At 72.6% G+C, this 18,258-nt stretch carries 12 protein-coding genes; 8 read left to right on the forward strand and 4 right to left on the reverse strand.

Annotation, left to right across the window (positions count from 1 at the left end):
- The first annotated feature begins 68 nt into the window (after nt 1–68).
- The gene (locus tag ACWEPF_RS09585; RefSeq protein WP_452172119.1) at nt 69–1,172 is read left to right on the forward strand and encodes a HoxN/HupN/NixA family nickel/cobalt transporter; all 1,104 of its coding nucleotides are present in this window, start codon (nt 69–71) and stop codon (nt 1,170–1,172) included.
- A 223-nt stretch (nt 1,173–1,395) separates the two neighbouring features.
- Here the strand turns inward: ACWEPF_RS09585 and ACWEPF_RS09590 are convergent, their stop codons facing one another.
- A complete protein-coding gene (locus ACWEPF_RS09590) occupies nt 1,396–2,382 on the reverse strand; it encodes a helix-turn-helix transcriptional regulator (protein WP_449797095.1) in 987 nt (328 codons plus the stop codon).
- 214 nt (nt 2,383–2,596) lie between these two features.
- On the opposite strand from ACWEPF_RS09590, the gene ACWEPF_RS09595 reads away from it, so the two are divergent.
- The 4 genes from ACWEPF_RS09595 (at nt 2,597) to ACWEPF_RS09610 (ending at nt 12,319) form a co-directional block, all read left to right on the forward strand.
- A complete protein-coding gene (locus ACWEPF_RS09595) occupies nt 2,597–2,791 on the forward strand; it encodes a hypothetical protein (RefSeq protein ID WP_345289361.1) in 195 nt (64 codons plus the stop codon).
- A gap of 28 nt (nt 2,792–2,819) precedes the next feature.
- Nucleotides 2,820–3,092: a hypothetical protein gene (locus tag ACWEPF_RS09600; protein ID WP_452172120.1), complete on the forward strand. Its 273-nt coding sequence runs from the start codon at nt 2,820–2,822 to the stop codon at nt 3,090–3,092.
- Between the two features lie 294 nt (nt 3,093–3,386).
- The gene (locus ACWEPF_RS09605; RefSeq protein WP_452172121.1) at nt 3,387–9,644 is read left to right on the forward strand and encodes a DNRLRE domain-containing protein; all 6,258 of its coding nucleotides are present in this window, start codon (nt 3,387–3,389) and stop codon (nt 9,642–9,644) included.
- Nucleotides 9,645–9,895: 251 nt separating this feature from the next.
- Nucleotides 9,896–12,319 (forward strand): endonuclease/exonuclease/phosphatase family protein, encoded by a 2,424-nt coding sequence (locus ACWEPF_RS09610; protein ID WP_452172122.1) that lies wholly within the window; start codon nt 9,896–9,898, stop codon nt 12,317–12,319.
- A gap of 65 nt (nt 12,320–12,384) precedes the next feature.
- Here the strand turns inward: ACWEPF_RS09610 and ACWEPF_RS09615 are convergent, their stop codons facing one another.
- Nucleotides 12,385–13,308, reverse strand: a complete 924-nt coding sequence (locus tag ACWEPF_RS09615) for an SGNH/GDSL hydrolase family protein (RefSeq protein WP_452172123.1) — start codon at nt 13,306–13,308, stop codon at nt 12,385–12,387.
- Nucleotides 13,309–13,587: 279 nt separating this feature from the next.
- Between ACWEPF_RS09615 and ACWEPF_RS09620 the strand changes: the two genes are divergently transcribed.
- Nucleotides 13,588–15,243 (forward strand): FAD-binding dehydrogenase, encoded by a 1,656-nt coding sequence (locus ACWEPF_RS09620; RefSeq protein ID WP_452172124.1) that lies wholly within the window; start codon nt 13,588–13,590, stop codon nt 15,241–15,243.
- 18 nt (nt 15,244–15,261) lie between these two features.
- Here the strand turns inward: ACWEPF_RS09620 and ACWEPF_RS09625 are convergent, their stop codons facing one another.
- Nucleotides 15,262–15,696, reverse strand: a complete 435-nt coding sequence (locus ACWEPF_RS09625) for a CBS domain-containing protein (protein ID WP_452172125.1) — start codon at nt 15,694–15,696, stop codon at nt 15,262–15,264.
- A 258-nt stretch (nt 15,697–15,954) separates the two neighbouring features.
- On the opposite strand from ACWEPF_RS09625, the gene ACWEPF_RS09630 reads away from it, so the two are divergent.
- Nucleotides 15,955–16,362, forward strand: a complete 408-nt coding sequence (locus ACWEPF_RS09630; protein ID WP_345284716.1) for a (2Fe-2S) ferredoxin domain-containing protein — start codon at nt 15,955–15,957, stop codon at nt 16,360–16,362.
- A 36-nt stretch (nt 16,363–16,398) separates the two neighbouring features.
- Entirely contained in the window at nt 16,399–17,190 is a 792-nt protein-coding gene (locus ACWEPF_RS09635) for an aminotransferase class IV (protein WP_452172126.1), read from the forward strand.
- Between the two features lie 45 nt (nt 17,191–17,235).
- Here the strand turns inward: ACWEPF_RS09635 and ACWEPF_RS09640 are convergent, their stop codons facing one another.
- Complete coding sequence (locus ACWEPF_RS09640; protein WP_452172127.1) at nt 17,236–18,255, reverse strand: hypothetical protein; 1,020 nt, start codon at nt 18,253–18,255, stop codon at nt 17,236–17,238.
- Nucleotides 18,256–18,258: the final 3 nt, after the last annotated feature.

The following is an 18,258-nucleotide window of genomic DNA, read 5'->3' on the forward strand; positions in this document are numbered from 1 at the left end:
GTCAGGCGGAAGGATGGCCCAGCTCAGCGCCCTGGGCATCTCGTACGACTTACCTGGAGGACTGCCGGATGGCTTCGCCCGCGAGACTGCGCGACCGGCTCACCCGCGAGGAGTGGATCAGGCTGGCCGGCATGGGCGGCTTCGTGCTGGCCCTGCACGTCGTCGGCTGGTTCACCCTGATCGCCCTGGTCGCCCCCGAGAAGTACGACGTCGGCGGCCAGGTCTTCGGCGTCGGCATGGGCCTGACCGCCTACACCCTCGGCATGCGGCACGCCTTCGACGCCGACCACATCGCGGCCATCGACAACACCACCCGCAAGCTGATGGGCCAGGGCCAGCGCCCGCTCTCGGTCGGCTTCTGGTTCTCGCTCGGCCACTCCTCGATCGTCTTCGGCCTCTGCGCGCTGCTCGCCTTCGGCATCCAGTCGCTGGCCGGGGAGGTCGAGTCGGACGACTCCACCCTGCACGACGTCACCGGCCTGATCGGGGTCAGCGTCTCGGGCGTCTTCCTGATCCTGATCGGCCTGATCAACCTCGGCGCCTTCAACGGGATCCTCAGGGTGTTCCGCAAGATGAAGGTCGGGGAGTACGACGAGGCCGAGCTGGAGCGCCAGCTCGACAAGCGCGGCTTCCTCAACCGGATCCTCGGCAGGGTCACCAAGGCCGTCACCAAGTCCTGGCACATGTACCCGGTCGGCCTGCTCTTCGGCCTCGGCTTCGACACCGCCACCGAGGTCTCGCTGCTGGTGCTGGCCGGCGGCGCGGCCGCCTTCCAGCTGCCCTGGTACGCGCTGCTGGTGCTGCCGGTGCTGTTCGCGGCCGGGATGAGCCTGCTGGACACCATCGACGGCTCGTTCATGAACTTCGCCTACGAGTGGGCGCTCTCCAAGCCGGTCCGCAAGATCTACTACAACCTGACCGTCACCGGCCTCTCGGTCCTGGTCGCGCTGGTGATCGGCACCATCGAGCTGGTGGGCCTGCTCGGCGAGAAGCTGGAGATCACCTCCGGCCCGGTCGCCTGGATCGGGGAGATCGACCTCGACCTCGTCGGCTACGCCATCGTCGGCCTGTTCGTGCTCACCTGGGCCGCGGCGTACGGCTACTGGAAGCTCGCCCGGGTCGAGGAGCGCTGGACGGCCGCGATGGCCAAGGGCGCCGTGGCCCGCGACTGAGTCCGACCGGCAACCGGGGCGGCGCCTCAGGGGCGCGAGGCTCTGCTGATGTGCGGTTCCGCCGCGCGGGCGCGAGTACGGAAGGCGGACCAGCGTTGGATCGGGGCACGCGAGCCAGTTGCACGTGCTGCCGTTCCCCCGCGCGCCCCGCGGCGGAGCCGCACATCAGCAGAGCCCCGCGCCCCTGCGGGGCGCTTTCCCCATCGTCACGCCGCGGCAGGGCTTAGAGCCAGCCGCGCTGGGCCGCCTTGAGGCCGGCCTCGAAGCGGCTGGCGGCGTCCAGGCGCTCCATCAGGGCGGCCATCTGGCGGCGGACGGTGCGGACGGAGACGCCGAGGCGCTTGCCGGCGGCCTCGTCGGTGAGGCCGGTGGCGAGCAGGCGGAGCAGCTCGCGCTCGGTGGGGTTGAGACCGGTCTCACCGCAGGAGGCCGGGTCGGTGCCGAGCGGGGTGGCGGTGTCCCAGGCCTGTTCGAACAGGGCCACCAGGGAGGCGACCAGGCCCGGTTCGGTGGTGCAGAGGGCGCCGGCCCTGGTGTCGGTCGGGTCGATCGGCACCACGGCCACCCGGCGGTCGAAGACCAGCAGCCGGGGCGGCAGCATCGGCGCGGTGCGCACCTGGCCGCCGTGGTCCGCCATCCACTGGGCGTAGAGGAAGGTCGGCAGGTCGTTGCGGACGGAGTCCTGGTAGAGCGTCAGCAGCCGGACTCCGCGCGCCATCGCGTCCTGGTCCAGTGGCCGGGAGGCCTCCAGGCTGGCGGCGGACTGCGCCCCGCCGGGCATCACCGAGAGGCACTCCTCGGTCAGGCCCTCGGTGAGCACCTCCAGCTTGGCCTGGATCGCGTCCAGTCCCTGGAGCCGCTCGGCCTGCACAGCGCCGGCGCCCGGGCGCAGGTCCGCGTACTCGGCCACGGCCCGTGCGGCAGCCGCCCGGCTGAGCGTCAACTCCCCCTGACGGCGGGCGAGTTCCTCCTCCTGGCGGCGCAGGATCAGCTCCAGGCCGCGCTCCGGGCTGACGGGGCGCAGCTGGCCGGGGCGGTCCCGGGAGGCCCGCAGCAGGGTGAGGTCGGCGAGCCGGTCGAGGGCGTCGCGGGCCACCGTCTCGGAGAGCGAGAGCCGTTCGCACAGTTCGGCGAGCGAGCCGTCCGGGCGGGCCAGCAGCTCGCGGTAGACGGTCTCGGCGGTCGGATCCAGGCCCAGCAGTTCCAGCACGTCGGCAGCCCCCCACAGCTCGTCGTGTACGCGTCGCGCGCGCGTGATCCGGATCTTCACATTCCGCGCGTGCGGTGCGCAAGCCCGTCCCCGGCGGCCCGGGCAGCATGCTGCCTGGCAGGTTCAGGTCGTCCGGAGGTCCTCCTCGGAGAGGCCGGCGGAAGGGCAGGATCGAGGCGTCGGAAGATCAGATTCCAGAGAACCGGGAACCACCGTGCCCAACTCCGCCCGCCGTGCCGCCGTCCTGCTCACCACCGCCCTCGCGGCCTGGTCCGTGCTGGCCGTCGCCTCCCCCGTGCAGGCCGTCCTGGCCGGTGACGGGATCGGCTGGGACGCTCCGCCGAAGCGGACCGTCCAGGCGGGCGAGGGCATCGGCTGGGACGCCCCGCTCAAGTCCGGCCGGGCCTGACCGGGCGGGCCGCCGCCGGAGCCGCGCCGTGCACGTCGTCGACCTCGTCCTGGTCCGTCCGGGCGCCGGCCCGCCCGGGCCGGACGAGGCCGGCGCCGTGCAGGACGCGGTCTGGGCGCACGCCGCTCCGGCCGACGGGCTGGAGCACGTCCGGGCGCTGGCCCTTCCCGAGGGCATCGGCCTGGTGCTCTTCCTGTGCGCGGCCTCCCGCGCAGCGGCGTCCGCACAGGCCCGGCTGCTGCTGGCCCGGGTGCTGGGCTCGGCCGCGCACGCCGGGCTGACCGTCACCGTCCGGGCCTGATCCACCGTCACACCCCCTGCGCCGGCCGGAGGCCGGGGTGCGCTCCCCGCCCGCGTGGAGGGAGGCCCACCACGCTCCTTCCGCCGCTTCCGGCGGCCGGCCGGTCCCAGCTTTTCCCTTCCTCCCCCCGAACCGCCTGCGGCAGCGGCCCGTAACCGACGGATCGCTGTCATGGGCATGTCTTGAAGGAGACCCATGTCACGCCTTCCCGGCGGCGGAACACCGCCGTCGTCCTCCGGACCGCGGAGCACCCGCGCCGGCCTGCGGCCACTGGCGGTCGCACTCTCCGTACTGATGGCCGCCGAGTGCGGCGTCGCGGTGCTGAGCACCGGTCAGGCCTTCGCCGTCACACCGAACTCCGCGCGGATCGAGCTGCCCACGGCGAAGCCGGCCGGTCCGGCGACGGCCGGGGACGAGGCCAGCGCCCGGGTCAAGGCCCGGCTGGAGAACCGCCGGATCGAGATCCTGGACGCCCGCTCGGAGACCGTCACGCTCTGGGCCAACCCGGACGGCTCGACCACCCAGGACATGGCCACCGGCCCGGTCCGGTTCAAGGACGCGGGCGGCCGGTGGCAGGACGTGGACGTCGCCCTGGTCCAGCAGGCCGACGGCAAGGTCACCGCCAAGGGCCACCCGCTGGGCCTCACCCTGGCCGGGAAGAGCGCCGCCGCACCGAAGGCCAAGGCCAGGTCCGGCGCCCGGTCGGCGGAGGCCGCCGCGGCCGAGGCCGTGCCCAGCACCCCGCTGGTCACCCTGCACGGCGGTGAGGGCGGCCCGGCCATGACCCTCAACTGGCACGGCGAGCTGCCCGCTCCGGTCCTGGAGGGCACCAAGGCCCGCTACCCGGACGCGCTGACCGCGACCGACCTGGTCATCGAGTCCACCCGGACGGGCTTCGAGCAGTTCCTGGAGCTCAAGGACCGCTCGGCCGTCGCGGCCAACGGCTCGGTCACCATGACCCTGGACGCCAAGGGCCTCACCGCCCGGGCGAACGAGGACCGTTCGGTCTCCTTCGTCGACCCGAAGACCGGCAAGGAGGCGGGCGTGCTGCCCGCGCCGGTGATGTGGGACGCCCAGGTCGACCCGCGCACGGGTGACCACCGGAACACCGCCCCGGTCGGCCTGAAAGTCCGTCAGAACGGCGATCTCGTCGAGCTCACGCTCACCCCGGACGCGGCCTTCCTGAACGACCCGAAGACCCAGTACCCGGTCACCGTCGACCCGGCGGTCAACCTCGGGGTCGGCTTCGACACCTTCGTCCAGCAGGGCTACGCCACCGACGTCTCCAGCCAGACCGAGCTCAAGCTCGGCAACAACGGCTCCGGCCAGGTGGCCCGCTCCTTCCTGCAGTTCCCGATGGCGAAGATCACCGGCAAGCAGATCCAGAGCGCCAAGCTCAACCTCTGGAACTTCCACTCCTGGTCCTGCACGGCCAAGGGCTGGGAGGTCTGGGACACGGCCAGTGCCACCACCGCCACCCGGTGGACCGCGCAGCCCGGTTGGAACAAGAAGTGGGCCTCCTCCACCTCGACCAAGGGCTACTCCAGCACCTGCGGCGACGGCTGGGTGAACACCGACATCACCACGCTGGCGCAGGCCTGGGCCAACAACGGCAACGCCAACAACACCCTGGGCATCCGGGCCACCGACGAGACCGACGAGTACGCCTGGAAGAAGTTCAACTCCGGCAACGCGGCCTCCAACACGCCCTACCTGTCGGTGACCTACAACACCAAGCCGGGTGCGGCCGCGCCGATCTCCCCGCTGTCGGGCGCGCTCACCAACGACTCCACCCCGACCCTGACCGGCAAGGCCAGCGACCCGGACGGCAACACCGTCCAGCTCTCCTACGAGATCTGGGCCGCCAACGGCACCGCCGCGCTGCAGACCGGCAAGTCGGCCTTCGTCGCCTCCGGCACCAACGCCCCCTGGACCCCGGCCACCGCGCTGGCCCCCGGCGCGTACAAGTGGCGGGCCGCCGTCTACGACGGCCTGATCTGGAACGGCACCTGGTCCGCCTGGCAGACCTTCACGGTGGACACCACCGCGCCCGGCGCGACCACCATCGGCTCGACCGACTTCCCGGCCGGCGCCTGGTCGGGCAGCGCCGACGCCTCCGGCAACTTCACCGGCAACTTCACCTTCACGCCGCCGGGTTCGGACGTCAAGGACATCCAGTACAAGCTGGACGCGGGGGCCTGGGTCACCGTCGCCACCACCGGCGCCGCGGTCACCAAGGCGCTCGCCTTCAAGGCCGGCCAGCACACCGTCACGGTGCACACCCGGGACGCGGCGGGCAACCTCTCGGCCGACCGCACCCACGTCTTCTTCGCGGGCAAGGGCTCGGCCCTCAACGCCCCCGGCGACGGCGAGCGCCCGGCCCGCCGCACCTCGCTGCAGGCCGAGGGCAAGAGCAGCTACACCGGCGTCAGGTACCAGTACCGGCGCGGCGAGGCGGACGCCTGGAAGGACGTGCCGGTCGCCAACGTGACCACCACCGCCGGCGCCGCGGTCACCGCCTGGCCGTTCGCCGCCCCCTCGGGCAAGCCCGCGCCGCTGAACTGGAACATCACCGACACGCTGGCCCAGGACGGCACGGTGGACGTGCGCGCGGTCTTCACCGACGGCACCGCCACCGACGCCTCCGAGTCCAACACCGTGACGGTGGACCGCAGGGCCGGCACCGCGCCGGTCGAGGCGCACGGACCGGGCACGCTCAACCTGCTGACCGGTGACTACACCCTCTCGGCCACCGACGCCTCGGCGTTCCAGATCTCCTCCACCCGCTCGCTCTCCTCGCGCAACCCGCGCGCCCAGGAGGACGGCCAGGCGCCGATCTTCGGCCCGGAGTGGTCGGCCGGCACCGTCATCGACATCAACGAGACGGCCTGGTCCCACGTCAAGCAGACCTCGGCCACCTCGGTCGCGCTGGTGGACAACGCGGGCCGGTCCTACGGCTTCACCGCCACCACCGGCGGCGGCTGGAAGCCCGAGCCGGGGGCCGAGGAGCTCACCCTCACCGGCGGCCTCACCACCTCCTTCACCCTGAAGGACACCGGCGGCGACACCGTCACCTTCACCAAGGCCGACGCCGCGCAGCCGACCTGGCGGATCGCGTCGAGCGCCGAGAACGGCCTCGCCGAGTCCACCACCACCGTCACCTCGGAGTCCGTGACGGTCGGCGGCAAGAAGCTCTCCCGCCCCAAGCTGGTGATCGCGCCCACCTCCGCGGCGACCGCCGCCAGCTGCGCCGCGGTGCCGAGCACGGCCGGCTGCCGGGTGCTGGAGTACGTCTACGCCGACACCACCACCGGCACCGACGCCGCCTTCGGCGACTTCGCGGGCCAGGTCAAGGAGTTGAGGCTCTGGGCGACCGAGCCGGGCGCCGCGGCGGCCACCGCCAAGGTGGTCTCCACCTACCGCTACGACGCCGCCGGCAAGCTGCGTGAGCAGCGCAACCCGCTCCAGCCGCAGGCCGCCCCGGTGACCTACGACTACGACGCGGCCGGCCGGGTCACCAAGCTGACCCCGGGCACCGACCTGCCGTGGACGCTGAGCTACGGCAAGGCCGGCAACTCGGCCACCGCGGGCGACGGCATGCTGCTCTCGGTCTCCCGCTCCGGCCTCAAGCCGGGCACCAAGGACGTCCCGGAGGGCACCGCCACCACGACGGTGGTCTACGACGTGCCGCTCTCCGGCGCCAACGCCCCCTACCAGCTGGGTGGTTCGGATGTCGCGGCCTGGGGCCAGAGCGACGCCCCGACCGACGCCACGGCCATCCTGCCGCCCGACGCGGTGCCGGCCGGCAACGCCGGCTCGGCCCTGACCCCGGCCGCCTACAAGCGGGCCGCGATCACCTACACCAACGCCTCCGGGCGCGAGGTGAATTCCGCCGTCCCCGGCGGCCACCTCACCACCACCGAGTACGACGCGCGGGGCAACACCGTCCGCGCCCTGTCGGCCGCCAACCGGGCGGTCGCCCTCGGCGTCACCGCCGCGGACCGCGAGGTCCAGTCCGACCTGGGCATCACCGGGCTGACCGCGGCCGCCCGGGCCGAGCTGCTCTCCGCCCGCACGCTCTACAACCCCACCGGCACCCGGGCGTTGGAGACCTTCGGCCCGCTGCGCCGGGTCGAGCTCACCGCGGACCTGAAGAACGGCGCCACCACGGTGGCACCCACCGGCAGCAGCCTGGTCGGCCGCAACTGGACGGTCAGCGAGTACGACCAGGGCCGCACCGCCGACGCCACGGTCGAGGACCAGGTGACCAGGGTCACCGCCGGTCTCCAGCCGCTGGAGTACCCGACCCTGATGGCGGACCCGCGGATCACCGACACCGCCTACGACTGGGCCAGGGGCCTGCCGGTCCGCGAGACCCAGGACCCGGACGGCCAGGCCGTCACCCACACCGTGGAGTACGACGCCCAGGGCCGCGCGGTCAAGGAGCTGCTGCCCGGTGCCACCGGCACCGACGCCGCCACCACGCTGACGAGCTACTGGTCCGCCACCGGCACCGGCGCCTGCCAGGGCCGCCCCGAGTGGGCCGACCTGGCCTGCACCACCGGCCCGGCCGGCGCGGTCACCGGGGGCGGGAGCAACCCGTCCACCCTGCCGGTGATCGGCTCCGAGTACGACTGGTGGGGTCAGCAGACCAAGGTCACCGAGACCGTGGGCTCGACCACCCGCACCAACACCACCAGCTACGACGCGATGGGCCGCGCCCTCGAGGTCAAGCTGACCGGCGGGCTGGGCGAGGCCGTCCCGCAGAGCACCACCGAGTACGACCCGGTCACCGGACGGGCCGTCAGGACCGTCTCGCCGACCGGCGGCACCATCACCCGCGAGTACGACCGGCTGGGCCGCCTGACCGCGTACACCGACGCCGACGGCGCCACCACCCGGGCCGAGTACGACCTGCTGAACCGGCTGGCCAGGACCTCCGACTCGGTGCCCTCCAGCGTCACCTACGTCTACGACACCGCGGTGGAGCCGCGCGGCATGGCCGTGCGCACCGTGGACTCGGTGGCCGGCACCTTCGCGGTGACCTACGACGCCGACGGCGAGGTGAGCAGCGAGAAGCTGCCCGGCGGCTACACCCTGAACGTCGAGCGCGATCCGGCCGGCGCGGTCACCTCCCGGGTCTACACCCGGGACTCCGACGGCGCCGTGGTGATGGCCGACAGCGTGGCCCGGGCCGCCAACGGCGAGCTCACCAGCCACTCCGGCTGGTCCTCGCAGGACTACGGCTACGACCGGATGGGCCGCCTGACGACCGTTCAGGACACCGTGGGCGACACCTGCACCCGGCGCTCCTACACCTTCGACAAGCGGGCCAACCGGACCTCGCTGACCACCGCCGAGGGCGCGGCCGGCGCGGCCTGCCCCACCAGCGGCGGCAGCACCGTCACCCACGCCTACGACAGCGCCGACCGCCTGGTCGACGCCGGGTACGGCTACGACGCGCTGGGCCGCACCACCGCGCTGCCCGGCTCCTCCCTGGAGTGGTACGCCAACGACCTGGTGCGCCGTCAGTCCACCGCCGACCAGCGACAGACCTGGCAGCTGGACGCCAACCTGCGCAACCGCTCGTTCACCGTCGAGAGCAACACCGACGGCACCTGGAGCCAGACCGGCGGCAAGGTCAACCACTACTCCGGTGACAGCGACAGCCCGCGCTGGATCACGGAGGACACCACCACCGGCGAGCTGACCCGGATGGTCGACACGGCCGGCGGCTCCTTCGGCGCCACCACCTCCGCCACCGGCGACGTGGTGCTGCAGTTCGCCAACGTCCACGGCGACGTGGCCCTCCAGCTCCCGCTGGACCCGGCCGACAGCCTCCGGGTGCTGGACAACGACGAGTACGGCAACCCGCGCTCGGGCCAGCCGGGCACCCGGTACAACTGGCTCGGCGAGAAGCTGCGCTCCAGCGAGACCCTCACCGGCGCGGTGATGATGGGGGCCCGGCTCTACAACCCGGCCACCGGCCGCTTCCTGTCGGTCGACCCGGTGCCGAACGGCGGCTCCAACGCCTACGTCTACTGCTCGGGCGACCCGGTCAACTGCCGGGACACCTCCGGCACGCTGGACTACTCGTTCAAGTTCGACCTGGGCAACGGCACCCGCAGCGCCAAGGGCCTGTTCCGCTACTGGATGGACCACTTCGGCAAGATCTTCCCGCTGGCCGGCCGGGCCAACAAGATCACCCACGTGGGCCAGAAGATGGACCTGCGGGACTCGGTCTTCGGGATCAAGATCAACTTCAATGTCCGGGTCGCCTACATCGGCTCGAACACGCTGAAGCTCGGCACCCGCAAGGGCAGCGTCGTGCACGGCCGCAACTCCTACATCCAGTTCACCATCACCAAGGGGCGGACGGACCGGATCGGCATGGGCCGGCTCTACCTGACCACCCACGGGCACACCGCCGGTGACAGCTGGATGGACGACTGCATCGACAGCTGGACCTGCCCGATCACCGGATGGATGTACCGGAAGGGGGCGCACGACACCTGGGAGAAGCTGGCGAGCAACCTCCGCCGCCACGTCTGACCCCGCGCCTGACGGACCGTCGGCCCGCCGCTCCCACCCAGGGGGCGGCGGGCCTCCCGTCGTGCGGACCGTTGCCGATTGTTAACTGACGGAGTCTTGTCGTGTCATTTTCTACGCGCGTATCTTTGGCCCGCCGGTACTGGCCGGTAATCGATCTACACGGGTAGCGGCCTGCCGTCCGCGACCTGACCCACCCTCAGCTGCCGGCGACCCCACGACCGCCGGAGCATCCGACCGAGGAGTCCTGCCCGGTGACCAAGCCCACCGCCCCCCGTTCGCGTCGCGCGCTGCTGCGCGCCACCCTGCTGCCGGCCGGCGTCGCGGCCTCGCTCGTGCTCGTCCCGCTGCCGGGCGCGATCGCCGCTCCCTCGGCCGACGCGGTCATCGCGGAGGTGTACGGCGGTGGCGGCAACTCCGGCGCCGTCCTGAAGAACGACTTCATCGAGCTGGCCAACAAGGGCACCGGTGCGCTGAGCCTGGCCGGCTACAGCGTCCAGTACCTGACCGGGACCCCGGGCGCCAACTCCCAGTGGGGCGTCACCCCGCTGACCGGCACCGTCGCCGCGGGCGGCCGCTACCTGGTGGCCGAGGCCGCCGGGGCCGGCGGCACCGTCGCGCTGCCCACCCCGGACGCCACCGGCTCGCTGGCGCTCTCCGGCACCAGCGGCACCGTCGCGCTGGTCCAGGGCACCGCCCCGCTGACCTGCAAGACCGCCGCCGACTGCGCGGCCGAGCCGCGGATCAAGGACCTGGTCGGCTTCGGCACCGCCGTGGTCCGCGAGGGCTCCGGCCCGGCCGCGGGCGCGAGCAACACCGCCTCGGTCTCCCGCACGTCGGGTCTGCCGGACACCGACGACAACGCGGCCGACCTGAAGGCCGGTTCGCCCTCCCCGGTGAACTCCAAGGGCGAGGCCGCCGAGGGCGGCGACACCGGGACCGGCCCGACCGACCCCGGCACGGTGCGGATCCACGACATCCAGGGCACCACCCGGCTCTCCCCGCTGACCGGCAAGACCATCGCGGGCGTGCCCGGCGTGGTCACCGCCGTGCGCGCCTACGGCTCCAAGGGCTTCTGGTTCCAGGACCCGGACGCCGACGCCGACCCGGCCACCAGCGAGGGCATCTTCGTCTACACCGGCAGCGCCGACCCGGCCGTCAAGGTCGGCGACTCGGTCCTGGTGACCGGCAAGGTCGCCGAGTACTACCCGGCGTTCAGCGCGGGCGGCCAGTCGCTCACCCAGCTGACCAACCCGCTGGTCACCGTCCGCTCCTCCGGCAACCCGGTGCCCGAGGCCGTCCTGCTGGACGAGTCCTCGATCCCGGCGGCCTACACCCCGGAGGCGGCCGGCGGCTCGATCGAGGCCCTGCCGCTCAAGCCCGCCGACTACGCGCTCGACCGCTTCGAGTCGCTGGAGGGCATGAACGTCAAGCTCGGCCACGCCCGGGTCGTCCAGGCCACCGACCAGTACCACGAGCTCTGGGTGACGGTCCGTCCGACCGAGCCGCGGACCGAGCGCGGCGGCGCCGCGTACCTGGGCTACCAGGGCCAGAACGCCGGCCGTCTGATGATCCAGTCGGCGCTGCCCGAGGCCGAGCGCCCGTTCCCGGTGGCCAACGTCGGCGACGAGATCTACGGCGGCACCCAGGGTCCGCTGGACTACAACCGCTTCGGCGGCTACACCCTGGTGGCCAACACCATCGGCGAGCACGTGGACAACCAGCTGGAGCGCGAGGTCACCGACCGCGCGCTGCCCAGCGAGGTCGCCATCGCCACCTACAACGTCGAGAACCTCGACCCGAGCGACCCGGACGAGAAGTTCTCCGAGCTGGCCAAGGGCGTGGTCACCAACCTGCGCTCGCCCGACATCGTGGTGCTGGAGGAGATCCAGGACAACAACGGCGCGGTCAACGACGGCACGGTGGACGCGAGCCAGACCCTGGCCAAGTTCGCCGCCGCGATCCGCGCGGCCGGCGGCCCCTGCTACGAGTGGCGCACCATCGACCCGGAGAACAACAAGGACGGCGGCGAGCCGGGCGGCAACATCCGCACCGCCTTCCTGTTCAACCCGCAGCGGGTCTCCTTCAACGACATCGCGGGCGGCAGCGCCACCACCGCGGTGGACGTCACCGGCTCCGGCAAGTGGACCTCGCTGACCGCCTCCCCGGGCCGGATCGACCCGGGCAACGAGGCCTGGGCCAGCAGCCGCAAGCCGCTGGTGGGCGAGTTCATGTTCCACAACAAGAAGATCTTCGTGATCGCCAACCACTTCAACAGCAAGGGCGGCGACCAGGGCCTGGACAGCCGCTTCCAGGCGCCCACCCGCTCCTCCGAGGTCCAGCGGGTCAAGCAGGCCCAGGTGGAGCAGGCCTTCGTGGCCAAGCTGCTGGCCGCCGACCCGAAGGCCCGGGTGGTCTCGCTCGGCGACCTGAACGACTTCCAGTTCTCCCCGGCGCTGACCGCCCTCACCAAGGACGGCGTGCTCCGCGACCTGGTCAACGAGCTTCCGGCGAACGAGCGTTACTCCTACGTCTACCAGGGCAACTCGCAGGTGCTGGACCACACCCTGGTCAGCCCGGCGCTGAAGCACGTGGAGTACGACGTGGTGCACATCAACGCCGAGTTCGCCCAGCAGGCGAGCGACCACGACCCGCAGATCGTCCGCATCAAGCCGTAAGGCCGATCGACACGACGGGCGCGGACCGGAGTTCCGGTCCGCGCCCGTCGCGTCTTCCTGAGGTGCTACCGGCCCAGTGCCTTGAGCACCGCGCCGGCCATCGCCCGCTCCCCGGCCGCGTTCGGGTGGAACGGCACCGCCGGGGAGCCCGGCAGCGCGCCCTCCACCCAGCGGTCCGAGGAGCAGGCGTCGTGGCCCCTGGTGGGGGTCAGGGTGTCCACGTACGTGGCGCCGTTGGCGGCGGCGGTCCGTGCCAGCATGGCGTTCAACTCGCCCAGCACGCCCCGCAGGTAGTCCACGTCCCCGGGGGTGACGGGCTGGCGGCCGATGCAGCTGCGGCCGTCCTCGGGCAGCACGGACGGGTAACCGACCAGCAGGACCTTGGCGTTGGGGGACTTGGCGTGGATCTTCCGCAGCATGTCCGCGAGTTGGGGTGCGGCACCGGTGATCCGGGAGCGCAGCGAGTCCTCGCCGTAGACCCACTGGAAGGACCAGTCCCGCCACTCCCAGTGGCCGTCGGCGTAGACGTCCTTGCACGGGGTGCCGAAGGGGTTGACCACCGCGCCGGCGATGCAGACGCCGATCACGTCGCCGACGCCCAGGTCGGTGACGCCGAGGTCGTTGCCGCCGATGCCGAGGGTGATCAGCCCGGTGTCCGGCCGCAGCGCGTCCAGCTGCGGGTCGTTGACCCGGAGGAAGGCGTCGTACTGGGCCGTGGTGAGGTGCTTCACCTTGGCGGCGGCGCAGGTGACGTCGGTGTAGGCGGGGCTGTTCAGCGCGGCCGCGACCAGGTGGCCGTAGTTGCGGTCCGAGCGCAGGCAGAGCCCGGCGGACTGGCCGGGCACGCCGGCGCCGGCGGCGTAGGAGTCGCCGAGCGCGACGTAGGGGCCGTAGCCGGTCTGGGCCTGGGCCTGGGTGGCGGCGGTGGGGGCGGCGAACGCGACCAGTGCGGCGGCGGCGACCAAGAATTTCCGGGCATGGCGGAGCACGGTTCCTCCTGAGGGGTGGAGAGAAACGCATGGTGGGGGAATTCGCTTTACCGACAAGTAAGTTACTGGCAGGTTAATAGGGCTGTCCAGGGGTGTTGCGGAAATCCATTCGCTCCGTCAACTCGACTGATATTTACGCTCCTTGGCGGATCGTTTGTCGGCGGAATTCCGCTACCCGGCGGAGCGGAATTCCGGCGCCGGGTGGTTGACCGGGCCCGGTCCAGGCCAGAGAATCCCGACACCACCCCCGCACCGCCCCCGCACCCCTGGAGGACCCCCGTGGCACTGGACGCCGACGTCATCGTGATCGGAGCGGGGCTCGCGGGCCTGGTGGCCACGGCCGAACTCGCCGACGCGGGACGGAAGGTGATCCTCCTCGACCAGGAGCCGGCCGCCTCGCTCGGCGGGCAGGCGCACTGGTCCTTCGGCGGCCTCTTCCTGGTGGACTCGCCGGAGCAGCGCCGGATGCGGATCAAGGACTCGCACGAGCTCGCCTGGCAGGACTGGCTCGGCACGGCCGGCTTCGACCGGCCGGAGGACGCCTGGCCGCGCCGCTGGGCCGAGGCCTACGTCGCCTTCGCGGCGGGGGAGAAGCGCTCCTGGCTGCACGGCCAGGGCGTGCGGTTCTTCCCGGTGGTCGGCTGGGCCGAGCGCGGCGGCTTCTCCGCCACCGGCCCGGGCAACTCGGTGCCGCGCTTCCACATCACCTGGGGCACCGGGCCCGGCCTGGTCGCCCCCTTCGCCGCCCGGGTCCGGGCCGCCGCCGCGCGCGGGCTGGTGGACCTGCGCTTCCGCCACCGGGTCACCGGCCTGTCCGCCACCGCCGGCGCGGTCGACACCGTCACCGGCGAGGTGCTGGTACCCAGTCAGGTCGCCCGCGGCGAGTCCAGCTCCCGCGAGGTGGCCGGCTCCTTCGAGCTGCGCGCCCAGGCGGTGATCGTCACCTCCGGCGGCATCGGCGGCAACCACGAGCTGGTCCGCAAGGCCTGGCCCGCCCGGCTCGGCACCCCGCCGCAGAAGCTGCTCAGCGGCGTGCCCGCGCACGTCGACGGCCTGATGCTGGACATCGCGGGAGCGGCCGGCGGCCACCTGATCAACGGCGACCGGATGTGGCACTACACCGAGGGCATCGAGAACTGGGACCCGATCTGGCCCAAGCACGGCATCCGGATCCTGCCCGGCCCCTCCTCGCTCTGGCTGGACGCGAGGGGGCGGCGGCTGCCGGTGCCGCTCTTCCCGGGCTTCGACACCCTGGGCACGCTGGAGCACATCATGACGACCGGTCACGAGTACACCTGGTTCGTGCTCACCCAGAAGATCATCGAGAAGGAGTTCGCGCTCTCCGGCTCGGAGCAGAACCCGGACCTGACGGAGAAGTCGGTGCGCGGGGTGCTCGGCCGGGCGCTGCCCGGGGCCACCGGGCCGGTGGAGGCCTTCAAGCGGCACGGCGCGGACTTCGTGGTCGCCGACTCGCTGGCCGAGCTGGTCAAGGGGATGAACGCCAAGACCCCGGAGGCGCTGATCGACGAGGCCGAGCTGCGCCGGGAGATCGAGGCCCGGGACCGCGAGCTGGCCAACCCCTTCTCCAAGGACCTCCAGGTCACCGCCGTCCACGGCGCCCGCCGCTACCTGGGCGACAAGCTGATCCGCACCGCCACCCCGCACCGCCTGCTCGACCCCAAGGCCGGGCCGCTGATCGCGGTGCGGCTCAACATCCTCACCCGCAAGTCGCTCGGCGGCCTGGAGACCGACCTCGACTCCCGGGTGCTGCGGGCCGACGGCTCGCCGCTGGAGGGCGTCTACGCGGCCGGCGAGGCGGCCGGCTTCGGCGGCGGCGGGGTGCACGGCTACCGCTCGCTGGAGGGCACCTTCCTCGGCGGCTGCCTCTTCTCCGGCCGGGCGGCGGGCCGGGCGGCGGCGAGGGCCACCGCCTGACCCGCGTTCCGGTGACGGTCAGCGCTTCATGTAGACGCTGTCCATGAACTCCACGATCTGCTTGTCCGTCAGCCGGCCGCCCTCGCGGTGACCCATCGCGAGGTCGGCCTCGCTGATCATGCCGACCAGCCGCTCGCCGTCGATCACCGGGATCCGGCGGATCTGGTGCTGCTCCATCTTCTTCAGCACCGCGTCCATCGAGTCGTCCGCGTGCACGCAGTGCAGGTGGCCGCTGAGCTCCATCGCCTTCATCATCGACGGGTCCTTGCCCTCCGCGATACATCGGGTGACGATGTCGCGGTCGGTGATGATCCCCTTGAGGCGCTGGTCCTCGCCGCAGATCGGCAGGGCACCGACGCCCATGTCCCGCATCATCATGGCGGCGTCGAGCAGGGTCTGGTCGGCACGGACGCACTGGGCACCGGCGTGCATGATGTCGCTGGCCGTGATCATGAGTCGAACCTCCGGTCCGCCCCCGGAGGGTCCGGGGTGCGGTCGCGGCCACCGTAAGCAGCCGCCGGACGGACCGCACGGCGGGCGGCCGGGCCCGTGACGCTCCGTCATGGCGGTGGCCGTACTGACGCACCCTGCCGGGCCCGCGGCGCCGTGGTGCAGAATTCAGGGTGATCACGGGGGTGGCGCCAGTCCTCCCCGGCGCCCGCAGCACGGCCCCGGCCCCCACGCCGCCGGGCCCCCGTCGGAAGGAAACTGATGGCTCGTCGCCCGCGCAAGGAGGCCGCCGCGGCGGCCACGGCCCCCGTCACCGTCACGGTCTGCCGGGGATGCTGCTGCGGGACGGAGCGGCGCCACCCGGAGGTGGACCACGCGGCGCAGCTGGTCCGGCTGAAGGAGGGGATCGGTGCGGCCGGACGGGTCCGCGCGGTGCCCTGCCTGGACGCCTGCGACCACTCCAACGTGGTGGTGGTGAGCCCCTCCGCCGAGGGCCGCGCGGCGGGCGGGCGCCCGGTCTGGCTCGGCTGGGTGCTGGCCGACGACATGCTGGACGAGATCACCGACTGGGTGAAGGCGGGCGGTCCCGGCGTCGCCGACTCGCCCGGCACGCTGGACCTCCAGGAGTTCGCCGTCTCCCGCCGGATCCGCGACGGCCTGCCGGGCTGACCACGCCCGGTCCGGTGACCTGGCATGCTGCCGGGCATGAGCGAGACGGAACTGAACGGCAGGCCGGTGCGGCCGGAGGAGCTCCAGGCACTGGCGCTCACCAACTACGGCCACTTCACCACCCTGCGGGTGTCCGAGGGCCAGGTGCGCGGCCTGGCACTCCACCTGGAGCGGCTGCGGCGGGACTGCCGGGAGCTGTTCGCCGCCGAGCTGGACCTCGACCGGGTGCGCGCGTACGCCCGGCGGGCCGTCCCGGCGGCGGGCGGGGAGGTGATGGTCCGGATCACCGTCTTCGACCCGGCCCTGGACCTGGCCGGCCTGGCCGGGAAGGCCGACCCCGCCGTCCTGGTGACGACCCGTCCGGCCGGCCCCTCCGCCGCGCAGCCGCCGCTGCGGGTCCGTACGGTGCCGTACGTGCGGGACCTGCCGCAGGTGAAGGCGGTCGGCCTGTTCGGTGCCCTGCACCACCGCCGGGCCGCCCAACTGGCGGGTTACGACGACGCGCTGTTCGTCACCCCGGACGGTGCGGTGGGGGAGGGCGGCACCTGGAACCTCGGCCTGGTCCGGGGCGGCGAGGTGGTCTGGCCCGAGGCCCCGTACCTGCCGGGCGTCACCCAGGAGCTGCTGGGAGGGCTGCTGCCGGGCCGCCGCGAGGTGGTCACCCCCGGTCGGCTGCCGGACTTCGAGGCGGCGTTCGCCGCCAACGCGGCCATGCCGCTCGGCCTGCGGCCGGTCACCGGGATCGACGCGGTGCGGTACCCGGCCGGGCACCCGGTGCTCACCGCGCTCTCGGCGGCGTACGCGGCCCTGGAGGGCGAGGTGCTCTGAACGCGCGCGGGGCCGCACCCGCCGGGTGCGGCCCCTGACGCGGGATCAGTAACCGCGGGCGCCGCGGCCCGGGTCGGCCTGCTGGACCTTGGAGGCCAGGTCGTGGCCGTCCTTGGAGACGCCGTAGCGGTCCATCACGTAGTTCATCGCCGCGGCGCAGCTGGCCACCGGGTCGTAGATGTTGGTGGAGGTGCCCGGCTGGTGGTGGGCGGCGAAGGTGCTCGGGATGGTCTGCCAGGGGCCGCGCGAGCAGTTCTGCGGGAAGCCGTCCCCGACCCGGGGGCCGTGGGCGTTGCTGTCCCAGTCGTTGACCAGCGGCATGGAGTTGTACGAGGACTCGCGGCCGGTCATGGTCAGCAGACCGCGCATCCAGTTGGCCCGGGCCTGCGGGTCGGTGATGCCCATCAGGTCGAGCGTCTTGTTGATGTAGTCCTCGCAGGCCGCCTTGCCGCTCTTCCAGGAGCCCCGGCCGCCGTACTCGACCTCGGAGACCTTGATCGCGGAGGCGGTGGACGGCGTGGCGGAGGCGTCGCCGCCGTTGTCCCCGCCGCCGTCGTGGTCGCCGGAGCCGTTCCCGTTCCCGTTGCCATGGCCGTTCCCGTTCCCGTGGCCGTTGCCCTGGCCGTTCCCGTTCCCGTTCCCGTTCCCGTTCCCGTGCCCGTTGCCGGTGGGCGTGGGCTTCGGCTTGTCCGGGGTCTCGCGCTCCTTGTCCTGCTTCTTCTGCTCCTCGGCGATCCGGCGCTCCGCCTCCTGGTACTCCCGGATCACGGCCTGGAGCTTCAGCGCGTCCTCGGCGATCGCCTTGGTCAGCTTCTCCTTGGTCTCCATCAGGTGCCGGGCGCGGTTCTCCACGTCCTTGGCGTCGTTCAGCACGTCGTAGGCGATGTAGAAGCCGGCGATGCCCGCCAGCGGGCTGACGGCCAGGTCCACCGCGACCGCCTTGGCCAGCGTGGACTGGATCTTCCCGAGCTTGGCCTGGAGCTCCGCCATCCGCTGGCTCATCTGCTGCCAGTCCTTCTGGAGCCTCCCCAGCTCCGCCGTCGAGACGCCGAACCCGCCACTCATACC

The sequence above is a fragment of the Kitasatospora sp. NPDC004289 genome (assembly GCF_053602875.1).